The organism is Heyndrickxia sp. MSNUG, assembly GCF_049532715.1.
Lineage (GTDB): Bacteria > Bacillota > Bacilli > Bacillales > Cytobacillaceae > Mesobacillus.
Genome location: NZ_CP150978.1, coordinates 4,161,853 through 4,183,970, shown reverse-complemented (window position 1 = coordinate 4,183,970; position 22,118 = coordinate 4,161,853). Strand labels below are relative to the sequence as shown.

General features: G+C 43.0%; 18 protein-coding genes, 1 pseudogene and 1 other annotated feature. Of the genes and pseudogenes, 12 read left to right on the top strand and 7 right to left on the bottom strand.

Annotation, left to right across the window (positions count from 1 at the left end):
* Positions 1 to 16 precede the first annotated feature (16 nt).
* Together AABM38_RS21185 and AABM38_RS21180 are read left to right on the top strand one after the other, a co-directional pair.
* Complete coding sequence (locus AABM38_RS21185) at positions 17 to 931, top strand: ABC transporter permease (RefSeq protein ID WP_423408145.1); 915 nt, start codon at positions 17 to 19, stop codon at positions 929 to 931.
* Positions 932 to 1,053: 122 nt separating this feature from the next.
* Positions 1,054 to 1,617 carry an FAD-dependent oxidoreductase gene (locus AABM38_RS21180; RefSeq protein ID WP_423408144.1) on the top strand — a complete coding sequence of 188 codons (564 nt, stop codon included), beginning with the start codon at positions 1,054 to 1,056 and terminating at the stop codon, positions 1,615 to 1,617.
* A 132-nt stretch (positions 1,618 to 1,749) separates the two neighbouring features.
* Here AABM38_RS21180 and AABM38_RS21175 read toward each other — a convergent pair whose 3' ends face one another.
* The 3 genes from AABM38_RS21175 to AABM38_RS21165 all read right to left on the bottom strand — a co-directional run bounded on the left by AABM38_RS21175 (position 1,750) and on the right by AABM38_RS21165 (position 2,838).
* Complete coding sequence (locus tag AABM38_RS21175; protein WP_423408143.1) at positions 1,750 to 2,196, bottom strand: Hsp20/alpha crystallin family protein; 447 nt, start codon at positions 2,194 to 2,196, stop codon at positions 1,750 to 1,752.
* 31 nt (positions 2,197 to 2,227) lie between these two features.
* Entirely contained in the window at positions 2,228 to 2,470 is a 243-nt protein-coding gene (locus AABM38_RS21170; protein WP_423408142.1) for a spore germination protein, read from the bottom strand.
* Positions 2,471 to 2,568: 98 nt separating this feature from the next.
* The gene (locus tag AABM38_RS21165) at positions 2,569 to 2,838 is read right to left on the bottom strand and encodes a spore germination protein (RefSeq protein ID WP_423408141.1); all 270 of its coding nucleotides are present in this window, start codon (positions 2,836 to 2,838) and stop codon (positions 2,569 to 2,571) included.
* A 247-nt stretch (positions 2,839 to 3,085) separates the two neighbouring features.
* Between AABM38_RS21165 and AABM38_RS21160 the strand changes: the two genes are divergently transcribed.
* From AABM38_RS21160 to AABM38_RS21145, 4 genes are all read left to right on the top strand, one after another.
* Positions 3,086 to 3,514: a cell wall hydrolase gene (locus tag AABM38_RS21160; protein ID WP_423408140.1), complete on the top strand. Its 429-nt coding sequence runs from the start codon at positions 3,086 to 3,088 to the stop codon at positions 3,512 to 3,514.
* A 147-nt stretch (positions 3,515 to 3,661) separates the two neighbouring features.
* Positions 3,662 to 4,117, top strand: a complete 456-nt coding sequence (locus tag AABM38_RS21155) for a MarR family winged helix-turn-helix transcriptional regulator (RefSeq protein WP_423408139.1) — start codon at positions 3,662 to 3,664, stop codon at positions 4,115 to 4,117.
* Between the two features lie 2 nt (positions 4,118 to 4,119).
* On the top strand, positions 4,120 to 7,239 hold the full coding sequence (locus tag AABM38_RS21150; RefSeq protein ID WP_423408138.1) for an MMPL family transporter: 3,120 nt from the start codon (positions 4,120 to 4,122) through the stop codon (positions 7,237 to 7,239).
* A 178-nt stretch (positions 7,240 to 7,417) separates the two neighbouring features.
* Complete coding sequence (locus tag AABM38_RS21145) at positions 7,418 to 7,879, top strand: GNAT family N-acetyltransferase (RefSeq protein ID WP_423408137.1); 462 nt, start codon at positions 7,418 to 7,420, stop codon at positions 7,877 to 7,879.
* Positions 7,880 to 8,085: 206 nt separating this feature from the next.
* On the opposite strand, the gene AABM38_RS21140 is transcribed toward AABM38_RS21145, so the two are convergent.
* Both AABM38_RS21140 and AABM38_RS21135 read right to left on the bottom strand, forming a co-directional pair.
* Positions 8,086 to 9,852, bottom strand: a complete 1,767-nt coding sequence (locus AABM38_RS21140; RefSeq protein WP_423408136.1) for a glycoside hydrolase family 66 protein — start codon at positions 9,850 to 9,852, stop codon at positions 8,086 to 8,088.
* Positions 9,853 to 9,936: 84 nt separating this feature from the next.
* Positions 9,937 to 12,477 (bottom strand): glycoside hydrolase family 31 protein, encoded by a 2,541-nt coding sequence (locus AABM38_RS21135; protein ID WP_423408135.1) that lies wholly within the window; start codon positions 12,475 to 12,477, stop codon positions 9,937 to 9,939.
* A gap of 550 nt (positions 12,478 to 13,027) precedes the next feature.
* Between AABM38_RS21135 and AABM38_RS21130 the strand changes: the two genes are divergently transcribed.
* Positions 13,028 to 13,576, top strand: coding sequence for a GNAT family N-acetyltransferase (locus AABM38_RS21130; protein WP_423408134.1), 549 nt, complete (start codon positions 13,028 to 13,030; stop codon positions 13,574 to 13,576).
* 141 nt (positions 13,577 to 13,717) lie between these two features.
* Here the strand turns inward: AABM38_RS21130 and brnQ are convergent, their stop codons facing one another.
* The gene (brnQ, locus tag AABM38_RS21125) at positions 13,718 to 15,061 is read right to left on the bottom strand and encodes a branched-chain amino acid transport system II carrier protein (protein WP_423408133.1); all 1,344 of its coding nucleotides are present in this window, start codon (positions 15,059 to 15,061) and stop codon (positions 13,718 to 13,720) included.
* Positions 15,062 to 15,156: 95 nt separating this feature from the next.
* Positions 15,157 to 15,393 (bottom strand) — a binding site (T-box leader).
* Positions 15,394 to 15,568: 175 nt separating this feature from the next.
* Between brnQ and AABM38_RS21120 the strand changes: the two genes are divergently transcribed.
* From AABM38_RS21120 to AABM38_RS21110, 3 genes are all read left to right on the top strand, one after another.
* The gene (locus AABM38_RS21120) at positions 15,569 to 16,450 is read left to right on the top strand and encodes a selenium metabolism-associated LysR family transcriptional regulator (RefSeq protein WP_423408132.1); all 882 of its coding nucleotides are present in this window, start codon (positions 15,569 to 15,571) and stop codon (positions 16,448 to 16,450) included.
* Positions 16,451 to 16,627: 177 nt separating this feature from the next.
* On the top strand, positions 16,628 to 16,900 hold the full coding sequence (locus AABM38_RS21115; RefSeq protein ID WP_335374809.1) for a ubiquitin-like small modifier protein 1: 273 nt from the start codon (positions 16,628 to 16,630) through the stop codon (positions 16,898 to 16,900).
* A 1-nt stretch (position 16,901) separates the two neighbouring features.
* A complete protein-coding gene (locus tag AABM38_RS21110) occupies positions 16,902 to 17,174 on the top strand; it encodes a hypothetical protein (RefSeq protein WP_423408131.1) in 273 nt (90 codons plus the stop codon).
* 357 nt (positions 17,175 to 17,531) lie between these two features.
* On the opposite strand, the gene AABM38_RS21105 is transcribed toward AABM38_RS21110, so the two are convergent.
* On the bottom strand, positions 17,532 to 19,373 hold the full coding sequence (locus AABM38_RS21105; RefSeq protein ID WP_423408130.1) for an aldehyde ferredoxin oxidoreductase family protein: 1,842 nt from the start codon (positions 19,371 to 19,373) through the stop codon (positions 17,532 to 17,534).
* Between the two features lie 135 nt (positions 19,374 to 19,508).
* Between AABM38_RS21105 and AABM38_RS21100 the strand changes: the two genes are divergently transcribed.
* Together AABM38_RS21100 and AABM38_RS21095 are read left to right on the top strand one after the other, a co-directional pair.
* The gene (locus AABM38_RS21100; RefSeq protein WP_423408129.1) at positions 19,509 to 20,537 is read left to right on the top strand and encodes a ThiF family adenylyltransferase; all 1,029 of its coding nucleotides are present in this window, start codon (positions 19,509 to 19,511) and stop codon (positions 20,535 to 20,537) included.
* Positions 20,538 to 20,590: 53 nt separating this feature from the next.
* Positions 20,591 to 21,965, top strand: a pseudogene (locus AABM38_RS21095) (FAD-binding oxidoreductase).
* Positions 21,966 to 22,118: the final 153 nt, after the last annotated feature.

Here is a 22,118-nt window from a genome sequence, read left to right as displayed (position 1 = left end):
TCTGAAAGGATTCACCATGACCGTTTTAAACTATTCTCTAAAAAGAATTTTACTGGCTGTTCCGAGCCTGATCCTTACGTCGATCGTCGTTTTTTTTCTATTCATGATGATGCCGGGGGTAATGGGCACAGGCTATGATTTGGCGATAATCTGGGTGGAGTATAAAAAATGGATTGTCCATTTTATTACAGGGGAGCTGGGTTTTTCCTCCTATTACCGTGTTGACGTTTCACTGATTTTAAAGGAAAAAATGTCGAATACACTTATTCTAGGGTTTACTTCCTTAATGATCACGTATGTTCTTTCATTTTTTATGGGCAAGTATGCAGGCCGCAACCCAAATAAACTTGGGGACCGGTTGATCAGCAGTGTGAATTATACAGGATTATCACTCCCGATCATTGTGGTATCCGTATATTCTATCTATCTATTTTCTTTTGAACTCAACTGGTTTCCATCCAATGGTTCAGTCGATATCACAGTTCCAGAGGGAACGTTCGAGTATTGGCTTGATCGAATCCATCACCTTCTGTTGCCGGCATGTGTCCTCGGGGTGGTTGGAACAGCAACCTATACGCAATTTTTGAGAGATGATATTGTTGAAAACAGCAGTAAGGAATATGTCCGCACAGCGCGTTCAATCGGCGTACCGGAAAAAAGGATCTACAATGTCCATATCCTGAAAAATTCATTGATCCCGATCGTCACCTTCCTTGGCTTTGATATGGTAAATATCGTGAATGGCGCCATCATTGTCGAGACCATTTTTACTTATCCGGGACTTGGCCAGCTCTTTATCAAGTCGATCAATATGAGAGATTTTGCGATGGTCATGAATTTGACGATGCTTTTTTCAACGATCATGATCATCGGAAACCTGATTGCAGATATTTTATATGGTGTCGTTGATCCCCGTATAAAAGTAGAATAGCAGGGTGAACTCATCCGTTATGATGAGTTTTTCACTGCTAATGTCCTAGTTTAAAATATTTAGTATACAGAATTAAAGTTTGATATGATAGAAATGAATTGAAATTAAGGAGGAATTTTCCTATGTATGATGTTGCAATTATTGGAGCAGGCCCTGCTGGAGGAAGTGCAGCCATTTTTACGGCAAAGGCAGGCAAGAAAACAGTCGTTCTTGACAGCAATAAAAGCGTAACGAAGCGTGCATGGATTGAAAATCACTACGGCACACCTGAAGTTACAGGACCGGACTTGGTTGAGACAGGAATCAGCCAGGCGAAAAAATTTGGGGCAGAGTTCGTAGAAACATCCGTAACGACCATTAGCAAGACAGACAATGGCGTTAAGATTGCAACTGAAAACGGCGAATTCGAAGCGAAGCATGTCATCCTGGCAACAGGCATGATGACCGATGTTGCGGAAGCATCTGGCCTTTTAACAAAGGATGGCACAGAGCCAAGAATCAAGACTATTTTTGATGTCGATGCCGCTGGTAAAACAAATGTTGAAGGCGTTTGGGCAGCAGGAACATGCGCAGGCGTGAGCATGCATACCATCATCACAGCAGGCGATGGCGCCAAGGTTGCCATTAATGTCATCAGTGAACTGAATGGCGAACGTTATGTAGACCATGATGTATTAAAAGCATAGAAAAAAATGCCTTGCAGTTCAAAAGCTGCAAGGCATTTTTTATTGTTTTGAAGGAATTGCTTCACAGTCTCATAAATGAAGGTAATCCTAACTTTTTGACAGGCCATCAGCCACTGGAACCCTTAATGGATTCTAATTAAATAATGATTCATCATAATCGGCTGCAGATAGGTTTTCATTTTTCCGGGGATAGGTGACCTGCACTAGCCCATCAAAGAAATGAACTTGCATATGCTGTGGATCTGTAGGTTCGGGCAGGGGAATCAGCCGTTCAAATTCACCGTAATATCGTTCTTTTTTAATCGTCATTTCATCCGGGAAAAGGGGGACGGCCTTTCCCTTTACCACTAAAGTTGATTTCTGTCTCAAGGAAATCGAAAGATCATTTTTGTTCATTCCAGAAATTTCGATGACTATGCAAACGGAGGATTGATTTTGATAGATATCATAGAGGGGAAATGCTTCGTCTGCTCTCAACATTTTTTCCGGAACAGAATGACTGAACAGATTCCGCCAAAAATCATTTTTCTGATATTGGTTTGTCAATTCAAGCCATTTCCTTACTTTATCAATATCCATGACGGCCCTCCGTTTGTTTTGAAATCCCTGTCTATATCTGGTTAGCTATTGGAGCAGAAGGGTTTGCGATTTGATCTTGATCGCTGAAATCAGGATCCAATATGGCAGTATTCAATAATGAGGACGATGGTGAAAAATCACCTAGTGAAAAATTGACACCAAAATTTTTACTGTTCGCGGTATGGCTATTGTGGACGGTGGGGCCAATATCTAAGTTTCCATTTTGCGTTACACCATTCACCTTGATGTTGAAGACATTAATTTGATAAGGCATCGGAAAACTCCTTAATTTTTATAATGATGCTATCAGACATGCAGGAAGAACATTAAAATATTTGCATGCAGGATAGACAGATGCTGTCTGAAACAGCATTAAAGAATGGGTTCGTCAACTGGGATGAGGGGAACCCCTTGATAAGTAGAATCTGCAGTTGCGATGGCAGCCTGGTCGTTTACATCAGGATCTATATAGACATTTTCCATTAATGCCTCGGCTGGTGATGTATCTCCATAAGAAGCATTGATTCCTTGGGATTTATCATTGGCGGTATGACTGTTATGAATTCCATTACCTATCGTAATCGAACCATTTCCTGAGATACTGTTCACTTTGATGTAAAACAGGTTAATTGTGATTGACATGTTTTTTCATCCTTAATACGTCTTTGAAAGTACTATATGCATACCTTCGCCTATATGTTCATGCTGATGTATGGAGGAGTATCCAAGGACGGCCGATAGACAAAACACCTGGAACTGGTGAATCAGTTGGATTTACATCGTTAGGCCGGAAGTGGAACAGCTGCTGTTTACTGCGGGAAAATTAAATCAGTTATAGCACAAGCTGTCGAAAAATATGATGTAATAATAAAATGGTGGAGGTTATGCCATGGCAGTAGTAAAGCATACAGAGGCGGACTTGAATTTGTTGGCGCGGCTGTTGAGGGCGGAAGCTGAAGGTGAAGGCCAGCAGGGAATGCTGATGGTTGGAAATGTAGGAATTAACCGAATAAGAGCCAATTGTTCGGATTTTAAAAATTTGAGGACGATCCCGCAGATGGTTTACCAGGAGCACGCCTTTGAAGCGGTCCAAAAAGGATATTTTTATCAGCGGGCGAGGGAAGCCGAGAGAAGACTCGCAAGACGGGCGATCAGGGGCGAACGCGTGTGGCCGTCGAAATTCAGTCTATGGTATTTCAGGCCGCCAGGGGACTGTCCGCCAACATGGTACAATCAGCCATTTGCAGGCCGCTTCAAACTTCATTGTTTTTATGAACCAACAGGAGCCGAATGCGAAAATATCTATAATACGTTTTAAAGTTCAGGCTGCCTCAAAAGGGCAGTCTTTTCTTTTTCAAAAATATTGACACAAAAAACCAATCGTATTAAAGTTAAAAAGGTTAATAGTTAAATAGTTGAACAGTTAAACAAATGAATAAGTTTTTTGCGAGGTGAATATATAAATATGTGTGAAAAATCGATCAAGGAATTAGTGGATCATTATATCAATGTTTCCTTTTCCGTTAACAAAATTGCCGAGGGTCTTGTAAAAGAGCAAATCGGTTCGGATTTAACGAATGACCAGCACTACACATTAAGGTATATCAACAAGGTTGGCACATGTACCTCATCTGAGCTGGCTGAAGTATTTGACGTAAAGAAAAGTGCGATTACAGCTATTATTACGCGAATGTGGGAAAAAGGGCTGATCCAGCGGACACGTGATGAAAATGATCGCCGAGTCGTTTATTTGACGCTGACTGATAAAGGAAATGAATTGTTCCTTAAAACAGAGGAGCGTATCCACTCACTGGTGGAATCCTTTATTTCAAAATTCGAGCAGAATGAAATTGTCCAGTTCTTGAAGACGTATGACAAAGTGAATGAAATTTTACTAGAAAGAAAGAGTAAGGTGGAATAAACGTGAACTTCATAATTAAACAAAAATGGTTTGTGATTATCGCGTGGATATTGGTTGCCGCAGGACTGTTTATGGCCGCCCCGAACATGGCAGAATTAGTTCGTGAAAAAGGGCAGATTACTGTTCCGGATGAGTATTCATCGACTCTCGCTGGTAAAATCATGGATGACGTACGGAAGCAGGAAGGCGGCGGGGATGAAACCAAGGTCGCTTTAGTCTTTCATAATGAGAAAAAGCTTAGTGATGATGAGATCAAGGAAGCGGAGAAAGCAATCCGGAAGCTTGAAGAAAATAGTGATGAGATTGGAATTACGGATATCCTTACTCATTTTAATGAAAAAAGCCTGAAGGAACAGCTAGTCTCTGAGGACGGTAAGTCGATTTTGACTCAGGTGACCGTCAGCTGGAATGACCGCGAACCAAAAGAAGTAAGCAAGCTTCTATATGACACAATTGGAGATGTGAAAGTCGATCACTACTATACTAGCCAGTGGCTGATCAATGAAGACTTGATGACGAGCTCAGAAGAAGGGGTAAAGAAAACAGAAGGAATCACGGTTGTCTTTATCCTCGTCGTACTTCTGCTCGTGTTCAGGTCGGTCATTGCGCCAGTCATTCCGCTCGTGACAGTGGGATTTGCCTACCTCGTTTCTCAATCAGTAGTAGCAGTACTCGTCGATAAACTGGATTTTCCGTTATCCAACTACACGCAAATCTTCCTTGTTGCGGTGCTGTTTGGAATCGGTACAGACTACTGTATCTTGCTGTTAAGCCGTTTTAAAGAAGAGCTTGCACATCATGAAAGCGTGGGGACAGCCATTGTAGAAACCTATAAAAACGCTGGCCGCACGGTCTTCTTCAGCGGTCTGGCGGTTATGATCGGTTTCGCTGCGATTGGTTTCTCACAGTTCATTCTCTATAAATCAGCTGCAGCTGTAGCCATTGGTGTTGCGTTCCTGCTAATTGGATTATTCACCATTGTGCCGTTTTTCATGGCTGTATTAGGCCAAAAGATTTTCTGGCCTTCGAAAAGCAGTGCCGAGCATGGTGAAAGCAAGCTGTGGGGCACTGTCGGCCGCTTTTCACTGGCACGTCCGTTCCTGGCATTGCTGGTTGTAGCTGCAATTTGTGTACCATTCCTGGTTGCCTATGATGGGAAGCTTAGCTACAACTCATTGGACGAAATCAGCGGCGATGTGAACTCCATCCAGGCGTTCAATGCCATTGCCGATAGCTTTGGACCAGGGGAATCCATGCCAACCCAGGTCATTTTGAAAAATGATGAAAGAATGGATTCTGCTGAATACATTGAACTCGCAGAAAAAATCAGCCAAGAGTTAGAAAAGGTTGATTTAGTTGAGACCGTGCGCTCTGTAACAAGACCGACGGGAGAACCAATTGAGGACTTCTTCGTTTCCAAACAGGCTGAAACACTTGAGTCCGGACTTGGAGAAGGAAAGGACGGTCTGAATAAAATCAGTGAAGGCTTGCAGGAAGCGGAAAGCGAGCTATCGAAATCAGAGCCTGAATTAAGCGGTGCTGCAGACGGCATCAACGAGCTGATCAATGGTACTACTGCAATTAAATCAGGACTTGGAGAAATTCAGAACAACCTTGCGAAAATCGAAAATGGAATCCGCAAAGGTTCTGCCGGTTCAGACCAGATGTTAGCCGAATTGGCTAAAGCGAAGGCTGGCGCAGAGAGACTTTTAAACGAATATAAAAAACTGCAAGCTGGATATATAGAGGCCCAAGGTGGTTTAGTCTCGCTTGAAGGCCAATACGCTGGTGTGAGCAACGGTTTGTTCGAACTATCAACAAAACTGGAAGAAACAAATAACACTTTATTTACTTATTTAGAATCTCGGGATGAGAGCTTAAAAACCGACGGACAATATCAAGAATTGAAAGGCGGTCTTGGTGTCCTTCAAGGTAAAGTGGGGGAAGCCTCTGAAGGAATATCCCAAATTAACACATATTTATCAAAGGTAATTGATGGTATGGAGAAAGCGAACAGCGGATTCAGTACCATCCTTGAAGAACAGAAGAAAATAGGCCCAGGACTCCAGCAGCTGATCAATGGAATCGAACAACAGCAGCAAGGCTTGGACCAGCTGGCAAACGGCCAGGGGCAATTTGTTGACAACTTCCCTAAATTGACGAATGGATTGACAGGAATCAATGCTGGCCAGCAGCAGCTCCTTGCTGGTTTTGGAGGGCTGGGCGGCCAGTTGAGCCAGCTGACTGATGGGCTCTCTCAAAGTGCTGACGGGTTGAATCAAGTATCTGAAGGTCTTGGTTCAGCGCAGGAATATCTCGCAGGCCTGTCGAACTCAGACTCAAACAGCTTCTACTTGCCGGAAGACGCTTTAGAAAATGAAGAGTTTGCACAAGTGTTTGATGTCTATATGTCGAAGGACCGCAAAGTCATGACGATGGACGTTATATTTGAGGCGAATCCTTATTCAAATGAAGCGATTGCCCAGGTGGATGAAATCAAGGCAGCTGTAGACCGGGCAACAAAGGGCACGAAGCTTGAGAATGCTGATGTTGCCGTAGGTGGAATCACGAGCACGAATGCTGATCTTGATGCATTGTCAGATCAGGATTATTCGCGCACAGTCGTGCTGATGCTCTTAGGAATTGGCATCATTCTTGTGTTCCTGTTCCGTTCACTGATCATGCCGATTTACATTATTGGATCATTGATTTTAACGTATTATACTTCGATGGCAATCAATGAGACTATCTTCGTGAATATTCTTGGATACTCAGGAATCAGCTGGGCTGTTCCGTTCTTCGCCTTTGTCATTCTCGTTGCACTAGGCGTCGATTACAGTATCTTCCTGATGGATCGATTCAACGAATATAAGGAGCTTTCAGTATCTGATGCCATGCTTCTCTCAATGAAAAAAATGGGCACGGTCATCATTTCCGCTGCCGTCATCCTTGGCGGAACATTCGCCGCGATGATGCCATCTGGAATGATGTCACTGCTCCAGATTGCATCGATTATTTTAGTTGGCCTCTTCTTATATGCGTTTGTCATGCTGCCGCTGTTTATTCCTGTTCTCGTGAAAAACTTCGGGCAGGCAAACTGGTGGCCGTTTAAAAGAGCATAAGAATCAATGGGAAAAGGCTGTCCGTGTGGGCAGCCTTTTTCATATGGTTTGCAGCCAATTTTACAGTATTTTTATCAAAAAGAATTTTGAAGTACAAGAACTGAACCTGTTTTTAAGTGAACAAGGGAATCCAGATGCCCTGGAAGAATAGAATAAAAGAGTAAGGAGGGGAATCAGGATGGGGATTATACAGCTTCAAAAAGAAGAAATCAAAGCAGCTCTAGATTTAGTATGGGCCGTATTCCAGGAATTCCAGGCACCGGATTACTCTGAACAAGGCATTGAGGAGTTCCAAAAATTTATATTTTATCATTCTAATATTGAGCAATATAAAGATGGAAAGGTATCCTTTTGGGGCTGGAAAGAGGATGGTGAAATGGCAGGAGTCATCGCAACGAAGGGGAAGAATCATATCAGTATGCTTTTTGTTAAAAAAGAATATCATCGGCAGGGTATAGCTAGAAGGTTGTTTCAAGCTGTTGAGGAAGCATGTAAAAACACGAATGGAATCAGCGAGATCACCGTTAATTCATCTCCATTTGCAGTTACTGTATATAAAAGGCTTGGTTTTATCGAAACAGACAATGAGCAGTTTGTGAATGGCATTAGGTTTACGCCTATGTCGTATTTGATAAAATAATTTCCATTTTAATGGACCCATAAAATAATCAGCGCCCAGAGCAATAAACTCTGGGCGTTTTTAAAAGGAGAAAATATAAACTTCACTTTGAGTTGTCGAGCTCCAGAGCCTATAACACCTTGAGCCGCCTCGGTTCTGTACATGAAGTCAAACCGACTTCACTGTCATGCCTTTGCGCTTTTCTTATTTTGTTAAGATCTAATATCTCATTCATACTCAATAACAACCATATCCCAATAACTGAGTGAAGGGAGGGTGAAGCTTATTTCTCCTTCTTTTTGATTGAAATCCAGGGATACAGCTTTTCCAGATTGAATGTCAGGTGAAGCGAGCCAGATTTCTTTTACCATCAGGGCTTCTTTATAAGTGAAGCGGAGATCCTCTCTTACCGCTGGTTTTGCCTGTTTTCCATCTGTGTCGCGCCATTCCATCGAAGTGGCATCAAGGAAATTGATAAAGTGAAGGATTTTTCTATGATCTTTCTCTTTAGGGATAATCCATAATTTATTTCGCTCGGGCATATTAAATGATAAAGGAATGCCTTCTTGTGAAGCTAAGCTGACAAATGAATCCTTCACTTGATCTCTTAAGAGATTTTCATAGGCGGTCAGGAAATCATAGTAAGTAATCAGCTGTTTTTCCAGTGTCCCAGGCATTTTCAATTGATTATGCGGAAAATATTCTTTCGACAACATGTGCTCCCCGAGTTCAAGGTGGGCACCGCCATTTGCGAAGATCACTGAATTAGCCAGCAGGATACCAGGTTCATTGAATTCACCCGGATTATCTGAAAGCTGGTAATTCATATAGGCAGCAAGCACGGAGCCGGCACCGTCAGACAAAGATAAATTTTCATCCAGTATCCTTTTAAGGTCATTGTAAAATTTATACTCATCCCAAACTTCTGTATAGAGAAAAGCAGGGGATGCATCGGAAATGGACTTCTGTCCAAACTGATTCACCGCATTCATGACAATATCCTTTTCAGGAAGCTGCTCCTTTATTTTTGCTAAAAATGGAGCGAAGCTGTCGGCAATCGAGACGGTGTCTCCCCATTCATTAAACACTTCACCGCGGTCCCCTAATTGGTCAATATGCCAGCCATCAAACGATAGATGATCATAGACCATCCGCTGCTGATTGATGATATAATCCTGCCACCAAGGATTGGTTGGATTCATGATGTTAATATTGCTTTTCCATTGGTCAGGAAGGGGATGCTGATCGATTTCTTTCCGTTCATTGTCTTTGAATAGATGCCATTCGTACGGCAATCCTCCGTTTTCAAACGATCCATACAATAAATTATAGGCCATTGCTTTCATGCCGTGGTTGTGCGCCAGTTCAATATATTGCCCAATGGTTTGAAGAGAAATATCCCGATTTGCAACATCCTGCCAATGTGGGGCAGGGGAGCCGTCGTCCATTTTCAAAGGCTGCTGATGTTCAAAATGCCAATCGTAAAATTGTATACCATTAAGATGATATCGATTCAAAGAAGCAATTGTATTCTTCATTTCTTGTGATGATTTTTCATTGAACTCCGACAGGAATCCGTAACGGGGGAACCTGCTCCAATCACTTGAAACATCCACAGCAATTGTCTCGGTATGAACTTTCTTTTCCTCTGTCATTTTCACTTCAACCAGATAACCCTTAAAATCATCTTCAGGGGGCTGCCAGGACCAGGAGTGTTTGTTGGTGATTGTTTCTGTTTTCAGTTTCTTATTTAAATGAAAATAGCTGACCTGAAATTTAATAGGATCATAGTCTGTATTCAGGCGGAAAATAACCTTTTCACCAGGATTGTATCGGGCTTTGTCCGTTTGCAGATCGGAAAACAGGCCGGAAACCTCTGTTCCTTTCTTAGTGGGTTGGAGTTTTTTCGGAGTTGGCCATTCTATGGTAAGGAGCAATACCCCAATAATAAGGAGTAAAAGGAAAATCCATATCCTCTTTTTAAGCTTCATCATTTGTTCACCAGCCTTAAAAAGTGTTGCTGCAAAAGAAATAGAAGGGACTAATCAAACGTTTGATTAGTCCCTCCGTCTTATCTATTAAAATTTGATTTGAACGTTTTTGCTTTCTTCAACTGGAATGTTCACATAAAGTGTTTTCGTACCAGCATCGTAGAAGTATGAACGCTTTGTGTTCGTCATATCGTTCATAGATTTAACTGCTTTGTATTGATTTCGTGCAGCTTGGACTTTCTTCGGTGCTTTTTCATTATTCAGCTTAAGTGTGTACTGCTTAAGTGCTGAATCGAAGTTGTCCGCTGACATCTTTTTAGAGAATTCGATTTTGTTATGCTTTTTCGTGATGTGGAAGTCCGTCACATCGAATTCGCCTTTTTGATGGTCAAGGGATTCACCATCATCCTCATAGAAGCTGTATGTTGCTTCATTTTTAAGGTAAGTGTCTAAAACAAGATTTGTAAGATCCTTTTCACCAGTATACTGCTGGACTTCACGAGTTGGGATCATAGAATCCTTCTTCACAAAGATTGGCAGATGGGCAAGTGGAGCGTCCACCTTGATTGTCTGTCCGCCGTTATATTCTTTGCTTGTCCAGAAATCTACCCATGTTTCACCCTTTGGAAGGTAAACATTACGGCTTGTCTGTCCTTGTGTCACAACAGGTGCAAGCATCATTGAATCGCCAAACATGAACTGGTCGTTGATATTGTATGTGTTCTCATCTTCCTGGTAATGGTAGACAAGCGGCTGCTGAACCGGCTTACCTGTTTCTGCAGAATCCTGGAACGCATTGTATAGGTAAGGCAATAACTGATAACGCATTTCGATATATTTCTTAGAGATTTTTTCAACTTCTGGACCAAATGCCCAAGGCTCTTGACCTTGTTTGATCTCAGATTTTGCATCACTATCATAGTGGATACGAGAGAATGGCAGGAATGCGCCGACTTCCATCCAGCGAGCGAATAATTCAGCGTCTGGACGCTTAGCGAAACCGCCGATATCGTTACCTACGAATGAAACCCCAGATAGACCGATATTCGTGTTCATAGGAATCGACATTTGCAGGTGTTCCCAGTTACTTACGCTATCGCCAGTCCAAAGCGCAGCATAGCGCTGTGTTCCAGCGAACATGTCACGAGTCAAAACAAATGGACGATCTGCTGGCTTGTTCATAGCCCAAGCATTATAAGTAGCTTCAGCTTCATCATGTCCATATAGGTTGTGGTACTCAGTTTGCAATTTCTTATCATTTTCATAACCGAAATAAGAATTCAATGGCATTGTGTGATTGAATTCCGGACCATCAAGGAATACAGCTGGTTCATTCATGTCGTTCCAGATGCCGTCAATGCCAGCATCGAAAAGTACGCTATGGTTCTTTGCCCACCAGTCGCGGACTTCTTTTTTAGAGAAATCTGGGAAAGCAGAATCGCCAGGCCATACTGGACCGATGAACGGAGTGCCATCAGCGTTTTTCGCCCAATAATCATTTTTTGTGCCTTCCTGGAACAGGCGGTAGTTTTCATCTTTTTTAACAGCTGGATCGTTAATCGCGATTGCGTGGAATCCAGGCATTGATTTCAATTCTTTTAGAGCTTGCTTGTATTTTTCGCTCCATGTAAAGACACGGTAGCCGTCCATGTAGTCAATATCAAAGTGCATCGTGTCTAAAGGAATTTTCTTTTCACGGTATGTTTTCGCCACTTTGACGATCTCTTCCGCTTGGTATTCCCATTTACTTTGGTGAAGACCTAATGTCCATTCAGCTGGAAGGTCCATTTTACCTGTTAACTCAGTATAAATATCTAATACATCAGAAATCTCAGGTCCGTTCATGAAGTAATATGTCAGCGGACCGCCATTTGCATAGAAGTAGTAGTAATCATCCGACTCGCTCGCCATTTCATAGTATGAGCGGTATGAGTTATCAAAAAGAATTCCGTAAGCTTTTTTATCCTTCAGTCCCATGAAGAAAGGAATAGAAGTGTAAACATATTTTGTATCTTTATTATATGAATAAGCATCCGTGTTCCACATTCCGATGCTCTCGCCGCGCTGGTTAAAATTCAAGCCAGCCTGTTCACCGAAACCATAGAAGTTTTCGCCTTTTTCCGTTTTCTTGAAAACATAAGGCTTGCCGTTTTCATAGCCGGAAGCTGCTCCGTTTTGCAAGTAATCTTCGTTGATCACATTGCCTTGCTTGTCTAAAAACTTAACACCAAATGGTGCTTTGCTGATTTTGATTGTTAATTCTTCTGTTGAAATTGTGTACTCTTTTTTACCATCCTGTGTACTGAATCTAGGAGTCTTCCAATCCTGCTTTTTGATGGCAGGAGAAAACTCTTCCTTCTCTCCATCTTTTAGAATAGAGACTTTTACTAGATCCTTTGAAAAAATACGGATAAATGCATTGTATTCTCCTAAATCAAATTGAACACCATTGTCCAATTTCTTGACACTTTGAGCTGACAGCTTTTGCAGATTTTCCTTCTTTAAAGGAGTATCGGCTTCTGGCTGTGTAACAGCTGCGAAGGCAGACGTTAAGTTTGCTGAAAGTGCAAGCATCATAACTGTACTTATAATGACGAACACTCTGAGCGTGCTGTTCATTGTTCTCATATTCACAACTCTCCATTCTATTGTTTTCACCTCTCTGACTTTATTGATTTAGCAGACTAACGTCAATGCCTGTATATACTAGTTAGAGCGATTAGTCATAAGTCCCATAATTATGATTCTGACAAGAATGGAAACGATTCCTTTGAAAAATGAAAGCGATTCGACTCAGGATTCAAGTTGGTTCATAAGTGCTAATTTGTAAGAAAAGTAATCTGAATGAGGACTTTCGGTTTAGTTATTGCAATATAACGACACATAGGAGTGGATAATTATGTGCTATAAGGATATATTTCCTTTTATATTGATTAATAATGGAATTTGAAATGGTTTTTTTGAGAGATGCAGCGCGAATGAAATGTTATTGTAATATATTAATTATGTTTTGAGAGTTGGAAGTAAGAAGAAATGGTGGATCATGCAATATTGCAAATGTTAAGACAGCATCTTAAGATAAGAATATCAAACCATAAAGGGGATAGAATATTGCGGATATATAAAACGTTTTTTTCATATGAAGAGGTGACAATAACAGTAGAATAGGAGATTACAAATGACAACCAATCTATTTCGAGGGCAATTTTTAAAGCTGACAGCTAAAAGGGACGGAGATGCTGAAATTATTGCCAAGTGGGATGAAGATCCAGAATACCTTCGGAATGTTGATACGGACATTGCTCGTCCCCGGCCGCACCAAAGCTTTGAAAATGAGGGGAATCCAAGCCCGAACAGTTTTTATTTCCGTTTAAGAACGATTGAGGAGGACAGGCTCATAGGATTTGTCGTAATCCACAGTATTGAGTGGAACAACCGGGCGGGGATGCTGGCCATCGGAATTGGTGATGCCAGGGATCGAAACAAGGGGTATGGATCGGATGCCTTGAAGCTGATTCTTCGCTATGCCTTCCATGAACTGAATCTACATCGCGTCGGCCTTGACGTCATTGAATACAATGCCGGAGCGATCCGAGCTTACCAAAAAGCCGGATTCCAGATAGAGGGCAGGATGAGGCAAGCCGTTCACCGTGACGGCAAGATTCATGATCGGATTATGATGGGAATCTTGGGATCAGAATGGGAAGGCATAAAGAATAATCATTAGATTGTTGATTTGAAAAACTCTATTGATTGAAGCAAAAATCAAGTTTTACATGGTCAATAAATAAAAAGAAGCCTGACTGCACAATTGAAGTGCAGTCAGGCTTCTTTTGTAAAAGCTGTGCAGAGATCATAGCTTCATTTATTATTCTGATGCTGGTTTTAAACTCTTTTTAACAGAACGGGATAAAAAGAATCTTTCAAATGCCCATCCAGCAAGTCCGCCAATCAAGGCAGGCAATAGCCAGCCGAGCCCTTCCGCATAGAGCGGCAGCGATTTTAGCGTGGAGGCAAGTGCTTCTGATTCGATTCCGAATGATTTAAGGCCGTCAATCACACTAACCATTCCCGCCGTGAAAACAGCTCCGATATAAACTCCTCTTGAACCATTAAAGAAACGGTCAAGGAAGGAAAGTACAACAAGCACGATCGTGATCGGATAAAGGACGATCAACACAGGCACTGAAATCGAAATGATTTGGTTAAGACCAAGGTTCGCAATTAACAAGCTGATCACTGTGATCGCGAGAGTAAATGTCTTATATGAAACCTTTGGCATCATTTTGGCAAAAAACTGGCTCGTAGCTGCAACAAGGCCAACTGCCGTTGTAAAGCAGGCGAGGGTTACAATCAATCCGAGCAGCAGCATGCCAGGAGTGCCGAACACCAATTTTGCTGCTTCTGTTAAAATGGTACCGCCATTATCGAAAGTGCCGACTGAAGCCATCTTAGCTCCAAGCATTCCAACTGTAACATAGACGAAAGTAAGTCCAATCCCAGCAATCAATCCAGCCTTTAATGTTTCTCTGACCACTTGAGATCTTTCAAGTTGTTTCTTGTGCTGGACTGCGCTGATGACAATGATCCCAAAGGCGAGAGCCGCGATTGTATCCATTGTCAGGTAACCTTCAAGGAACCCGGTAACAAATGGAGTGGCTGTGTACTTTTCAGATACGGCTCCAAATGAACCATCAAGCTTAAAAATACTCGCTACTACAAGCAGGACAATCGCAGCAAGCAGGACAGGTGTCAAAATACTGCCAATCCGTTCCACCATTTTGGAAGGGTTTAGACACACCCAGTACACAAGAGCGAAAAATACAACCGTGAAAATCATGAGCATCATAGAATGTGAGCCTGATTCAGCCAGGAATGGCTTAACAGACATTTCAAATGCAACATTGGCACTTCTCGGAATCCCGAAGAATGGCCCAATCGATAAATAAACCGCTGCGCTGAACACGACAGCGAATAATGGATGAACACGTGAACCGATTTCCTGGATTCCATCCTTTGCCATTGAAATGACGACAACGGTCAGTAACGGCAGTCCGACACCAGTTACAACAAAACCAAGCATTGCCGGCCAAAAGTTAGCTCCAGCTTCCTGTCCTAAAAATGGAGGGAAAATCAAATTTCCTGCCCCAAAAAATAATGCAAATAACATAAGGCCGATTGTTAACGTATCTTTTCTTTTCAAGCTTCCCATCCTTTTTCTCCTCCTAATATTATGTTTTGGCACTGAGAGTATAGGAATTTCGGAACGGAATATTATATAGAGAAAAATAAAAACTCGCCCCTGTAAATAGGGACGAGTCATGCTCGCGTTACCACCCTGATTCCGCATAAACATGCGGCCCTCATCAACGTACCATCATACGTGTTCCATTTAACGGCGGACAGACCGGCGAAAGCTTACTGCAATTCAGCTCTGCATCTCGGAGATGATACCCTGTTATTCGCTGAACACCGGCTTGCAGCAAATCACCGGCTCTCTGTGGATCAGTTCCATAAAGGATGTGTTCTCTTCATCGATTTTATTATTCTGAAATCATTTACAAGAACTATAATAATATTCAGACAATAATATGTCAACACTATATGTAATGTAAATTTTTACTTTTAGTTTTCGGTCCTCATAAAATCTCTTTCCCCAAAAGGTACTTTGCGTATTAAAATAAATTTAAATAAGTCGGAATTCAAATGGAGTTTGAAAATGAATCTTAAAAAACTAGAAGCGTACATAATGGTTGTTGAAAAAAATAGCTTCTCAGAAGCAGCTGCGGCCTTGAAAAGCTCCCAGCCAACAGTCAGCCTGAAAATCAAGAGTCTTGAAGAAGATTTGGGATTCGAGCTGCTCGATCGAGGCGCAGCGGGAATTCGGCCGACACCTGCAGGTATGCTCGTGTATACCGCCGCAAAAGACATTTTTAAAAGGTGGAGAACACTTGAGGACGAGCTGGGTGAATTTCAAGGCACACTGACCGGGACTCTCACAATCGGTGCAAGCACAATTCCCGGCACGTATCTGCTGCCAGGTTGGATCAAGAAGTTCCGGAGCCTATATCCTAAGGTAGAGGTACGTGTGGAAATTGGTGATTCAAGAAAAGTTCTGAACAAAATTCATGCTAATCAAGTGGATGTGGGCATAATCGGACTGCATGACGATTCCAAAAATATTAAGAGCAAGCCGATTGCCACGGATTCACTCGTGCTGATCACACCGGTTGACCACCCATTAGTCCAATCGCCGAGTCCAGAATTTGACCAGATTAAAAGGTACGACTTTGTTATGAGGGAAGAGGGATCTGGCACAAGAAAGATGATGGAAGAATTCCTTGCTGTAAAAGGATTCTCCGTTGCCGATTTAAAAACTTCCATTTCCACCGGAAGCACCGAATCCGTCATTGCAGCAGTAGAAGCCGGGCTGGGCATCAGTTTCATTTCACGCCTTGCAGCACTTCCAGCATCCAAAGTCGGGCGAATCCAGATTATCGATCACTTCGAGCCATATCAAAGAGCCTTCTATATCGTCACCCATGCCGATGCAGAAACCCGTTCCATCATCAAACAATTCGCCGAAACCATAACAAAGTAACGCATTAAAGCGCTGGGGGTCTGACCCCCGGCACGGTAATGCGGTGAAGCGGCGGGGGTCTGACCCCCAATACGGTAATGCGGTGAAGCGCCGTCAGCTTTCCAATTTGATAGAAAGAGATAATGACATTTTGCAATTTTCATTTTATTATTAGGGTAGTAGAAAGGGGCGGTTTGGATGCAGGTGAAGGTGTTTGCGAATCTGAGGCAAATTTGCGGGGGCGTGACGGTCGAAGTCAAGCCGGATGGAGATCGCGTGATTGATGTTCTGGATAAAATGATCGAGATGTTTCCAGATTTGGATGAGGAAATATTCACGGAGGAAAAGCAGCTCAAGCCGTTTGTCCATGTCTATATAAATGGCAGAAACATCGTCCATGACAATGAACTTGAGACATTCGTTAAGGATAGCGACCAATTTGCGTTATTCCCTCCGGTAGCCGGGGGTTAATATGGCTGAACGAATCCTGGAGTTTCGTGGTATCAATAGAGATCATCTCGGTACCTATTTCGAGGAATTGGGCGGAGTCCTTACCTCGAATACTTTCCCGTTTGTTTATGACGGAGAAGGATGGCGCGCGGAGATTTTAAGCGAGGAAGAAATCTCGTTCACAAAAACCTTCATTGTCAATGCCATACATATTCGATTTGCTGCTGAGAGTTTGGCAGAGTTGGAACAACTCATTAAAAAGTACCGTTATAAAACGACCCGGGTTGGCGGGTAGATAGAGGAAAGGGTTCAGCAATATTTAGCTGGGGCCTTTTTTTTGTTCCAGCAAAAAGCTTTGGGCGCGGCTGAATTGGAAATAATAGCGTCTATTTTCCAATTTGCCAGAATATCTTCCATTTCGCCAGATTATCATTCATAATCGCCAGATTCCCCCTCATTTTCGCCAGATTCAGGCCTACCGCTATCTTTTAAAATAATCCCTAGTCTGAGCTCCCGTTTTAAAAGAAAACCTCTCAAACATTCATGTTGTCACCAATTTAAAATAAAAAACCAGGCAATATCGCCTGGTTTTCTATCATTCTTACAGTCAATCAGCCTCTCTCCTGAAAACAGGAGCAGATTTATCAGCTAATTAAACCTCTTCAGCAGCAGGAGTCGTTGATCCGTCAATGATTCCTAGTTCGCGAAGCTTTTGTTCAGGTACAACACCGTCTACCCAGCCGCGTACGTTATAGTAATCATCAAGCATGATGTCCATGCGGCTTACCAAGCCTAAGCTGTTTCCTGAAGCTGCTTCTTCTGTGAAGCGTTTAGGAAGGAAGTCGTCCTCACGCTTATTGAAGCCAGCCAGGTTATTGTAGTAGCGCTCAAGGTTATAGATTCTTTCACCTGCAAGCATTACTTCATCAGCAGTCATTGGAATACCAGTCATCGTGCTGTACTGCTCTGCATAGTGCTCTGCATTTTCTGAGAATGAAGAGAACTTACAGATATTCATAGAGTCAGAGAATGAAAGCAAGTTCTGGAATACATTCAGAAGCTCAGCTTTTCCTTCTGCCACAGTACGGTCAGTTGGCTCAGGAATACCGGCGATTTCACTCGCAATCGTGTAGCCGCGAAGGTGACAAGCACCACGGTTACTAGTTGCATAGCCAAGGCCGATACCCTGGATGCCGCGTGGATCGTAAGCCGGGATAGACTGGCCTTTAACAGACATCGAAAGCTCAGGAGCTCCCCATAGAGCTGTTGCGCGCGCAGGTCCCTCAGCAAGAATGCCGCCGAAGCCTTCACGGAAAGCGATCTTGCGTGCGATTTCGATCATGCCGTCTGCATCGCCCCAATCAAGCTTTTCGCCAACTAGGCCTTTTTCATACGCTTCCATCGTGACAGAAATTGCGTGGCCAAGTTCAATTGTATCCATTCCGTATTCATTACAAATATCGATTAAGTATGCGATCGCTTCAGAATCGCTTAGTCCGCTGTTTGCTCCAAGCGCCCATGCAGATTCGAACTCAAAGCTCTCAACGCGAGTCTTGTATTTTCCTTCTTTAACTTCAACTTCAATTTTACAAGCGACAGGACAAGCGTGGCATGTATTGTTCGCAACAAGCAGGTGCTCGTTTACATACTCGCCTGAGTGCTTTTCTGCCTCATCCCAGTGTGTTAACTGAGAGTTCCTTGTTGGAAGCGCTCCCACTTCATTGATCAAGTTAGTAAGGACGTTTGTTCCATATACAGATAATCCGCCCTTGTTCGGAGCCGTCAATCCGCCTTCAAGAATCGCTTTAACAGCTTTTCTGTTAGCTTGGTTGTAGTCATCCTTTTGTGCTGGCTCAGGCATATTGCCCTTTTGAGCTGCCTTGATGACGATTGCCTTCAATTTCTTGAAGCCCGCAACCGCACCAGTGCCGCCGCGTCCAGCTGAACGGTCATGCTCGTTCATGAAGCCTGCAAAGCGCACGCCATTTTCACCAGCCTGGCCAATCGTCATGACACTAAGGTCATCCGCGCCATAGCGGTCCTTCATAGCCTGGACTGTCGCACGTGTGCTCAAGCCCCAGAATTCAGAAGCATCACGAAGCTCTGCCTGGCCATTTTCGATGTAAAGGTAAACAGGCTTGTCGCTCTTCCCTTTAAAAATAACATTATCAATTCCAGCCCATTTTAAGCGGGCTGCAGTCCAGCCGCCCATATGAGAGTCAGTAACCGTACCAGTCAATGGAGACTTCGTTACGACTGCAAGGCGTCCGCTCATCGAAGAACGTGATCCTGTAACAGGTCCTGTCATGATACAAAGGATGTTTTCTTCTGATAAAGGCTCAACCTCAGGGCCATTGTCCAAAACATACTTAACACCTAGACCGCGTCCGCCGATAAACTTTCGAACATCCTCTTCATTAATGCCTCTGTAATCAATCGAACCATCCGTCAAATCAACTAAAACTTCTTTGTTTTTAAATCCTCCAAGATTCATCTTAACTAATCCACCTCTTTCTTTTTGATTATTAAGAGAATTTAGTATCTCTTAATATTTAGTATAGTTAAATTTATCTACAAAAAAAAGCATTATTTACCTTATAATTTAACTTAGAAGTGAGGGGATTTTTTTATGACAGAAATGGAGCGTTATTCACGGCAAATTTTATTCAAGCAAATTGGCAGCGAAGGCCAGGAAAAGCTGTTAAATAGTTCTGCTGTCATCGTTGGCATGGGCGCGCTCGGAACAGTTATTTCAAATCACCTTGTCCGTTCGGGAGTAGGACATGTCCGGATTATTGACAGGGACCTCGTGGAACTGTCGAATCTTCAGCGCCAGACGCTTTACGATGAGGACGATGCGAAGGATAGCCTGCCGAAGGTCATCGCGGCTGAAAAGAAACTGAAGAAAATCAATTCCGGCGTAAAAGTAGAGCCCATCATCGCGGACCTGACTTTAGATAATGCCGAGGACTTGCTCACCGGATTCCATGTCATCGTCGACGGGACCGATAATTTCATGGCCCGCTATTTGATCAATGATGTTGCAGTCAAACATGGAATTCCCTGGGTATACGGCGGCGCGGTCAGCTCAAGGGGGATGTTCGCTGTCATCAAGCCGGGTGAGACACCATGTTACCGCTGCCTGTTTCCCTCAGTGCCTGCGGGCTTGGGAGAAACGTGTGACAGCATAGGGGTCCTTTCCCCAATCACCGATATTATCGGTTCCTTCGAAGCAGTCGAAGCTCTTAAACTACTAGTGGGTGCTGAGTCAAATCCAAATCTGGAGCAAATGGATATCTGGTTTAACTCCTTTTTGCAAATGGATGTAAGCCAGGGCCGCAATCCTGAATGCCCAGCCTGTATCCATCATCAATATGAGTTCCTGGACCGTTCGTCCGAACAGCAAATTAACTATGCATCGTTATGCGGAAGGAACACAATACAAATCAATCCGCGGCAAAAAGCAAAGACCGATTTGGAGAAGCTCGCAGATCGTTTGAAAAACAATGGTGTGGTAAAAGGAAATCCGTACTTGCTCCGTTTCATGCCAGATGCTGAAATCACAATGGTCATCTTCCAGGATGGAAGGGTTTTAGTCCATGGAACAAATGATACGGTAAAAGCAAAATCGTATTACGCCAGGTATCTTGGTTCCTAATACAATCAAAAATTAATTACGAAATCTTGCATACCAAACAATCAAAAGGGGAGATGAGTTTGGCTAACTATCTTGAAGATCTTAAAAGAATGGTTGGCGCTGAGAACGTGACTATGAATGAATCGGTGCTTGAGCTTCACAGCAAAGATGAATCATCGCACACACCATGCCTCCCGGATGCAGTTGTTTTTCCACAAACGAAAGAGGATGTAAGCCGGATACTGAAGTTTGCGAATGAGAACAGGATTCCAGTCGTGCCGTTTGGACTGGGCACGAGTCTGGAGGGTCATGTAATCCCTGTTCATGGTGGCATCTCCCTAGATTTATCACAGATGAATTCGATTCTCGAAATCAGGGAAAATGACTTTCTTGTAAAAGTGCAGCCCGGCGTAACGAGAACAGCGTTGAATAAAGAGCTGAAAAAATACGGCTTGTTTTTTTCGGTTGACCCTGGTGCAGATGCAACGCTCGGCGGGATGGCTGCAACGAATGCCAGCGGGTACGACCTCGGTGCGATATGGGATAATGAGAGACCAGGTCAGGGACCTTGAAGTGGTACTGGCAAACGGGGACATTATCCATACCGGCAGCATGTCAGCCAAATCATCCTCTGGTATCCACCTGAACGGCATGTTCGTTGGTTCTGAAGGAATACTTGGCGTCATAACTGAATTAACGTTAAAGGTCTATGGAATTCCGGAAGCAATTACAGCGGCAAGAGCTGCTTTTCCGACTGTTAAAAATGCCGTTGACGCTGTAGTCGGGATTTTATCAGCTGGCATTCCTGTAGCCAGAATAGAATTTGTCGATGCTGAATCGATTAAAAAAGTAAATCAGTATATGGATACTAGTTATGAGGAAAGCACGACGCTATTTATGGAATTTCACGGTAACGAAGCTGGCCTTGCCCGGGATCTTGAATTTGCAAGTGAGATTGTCCGCGACCATGGGTGCCAGAATTTTCAATTCGAAGCCGACTCGAAAGCGCGGAACAAGCTTTGGGACGCAAGACATAATCTCCTATACGCATACAAGCATAATGCCGGCAGCAAAAAAATCATGCTCACAGATGTCTGTGTTCCCGTTTCGGAATTGACCGGCGCAATCCTCCATACGCGTGAATTGATTGACGAATCATCCGTCGAGGGAGCGATTGTCGGCCATGTCGGCGATGGGAACTATCATGTCCTGCTCTTAATTGACAAAGAGAAATCTGAAGAGGTAAAAGACGGTGAACGAATCAATAGTGCGATTGTTCATTATGCCTTGAAAAGGGGCGGCACCTGTACCGGAGAACATGGAGTAGGTCTTGGGAAGATAAAATATCAGCGTCTTGAGCATGGTCAAGCATACGATGTCATGAAAATGTTCAAAAAAACACTCGATCCAAACGGAATCCTAAATCCCGGAAAGATTTTTACAGATTAATAGACGGTAAAAGCGGCCATAAAGCCGCTTTTTTGCTTTTTAGCCAGACTGGCAGCTTTCAATATTTAATAAACAATTAGATTTCGTAATGAATCACTGCGTTTTAGAAGCTAATATGAAAGTATTAAGCCATAAGCAGTCCGATGGCATATT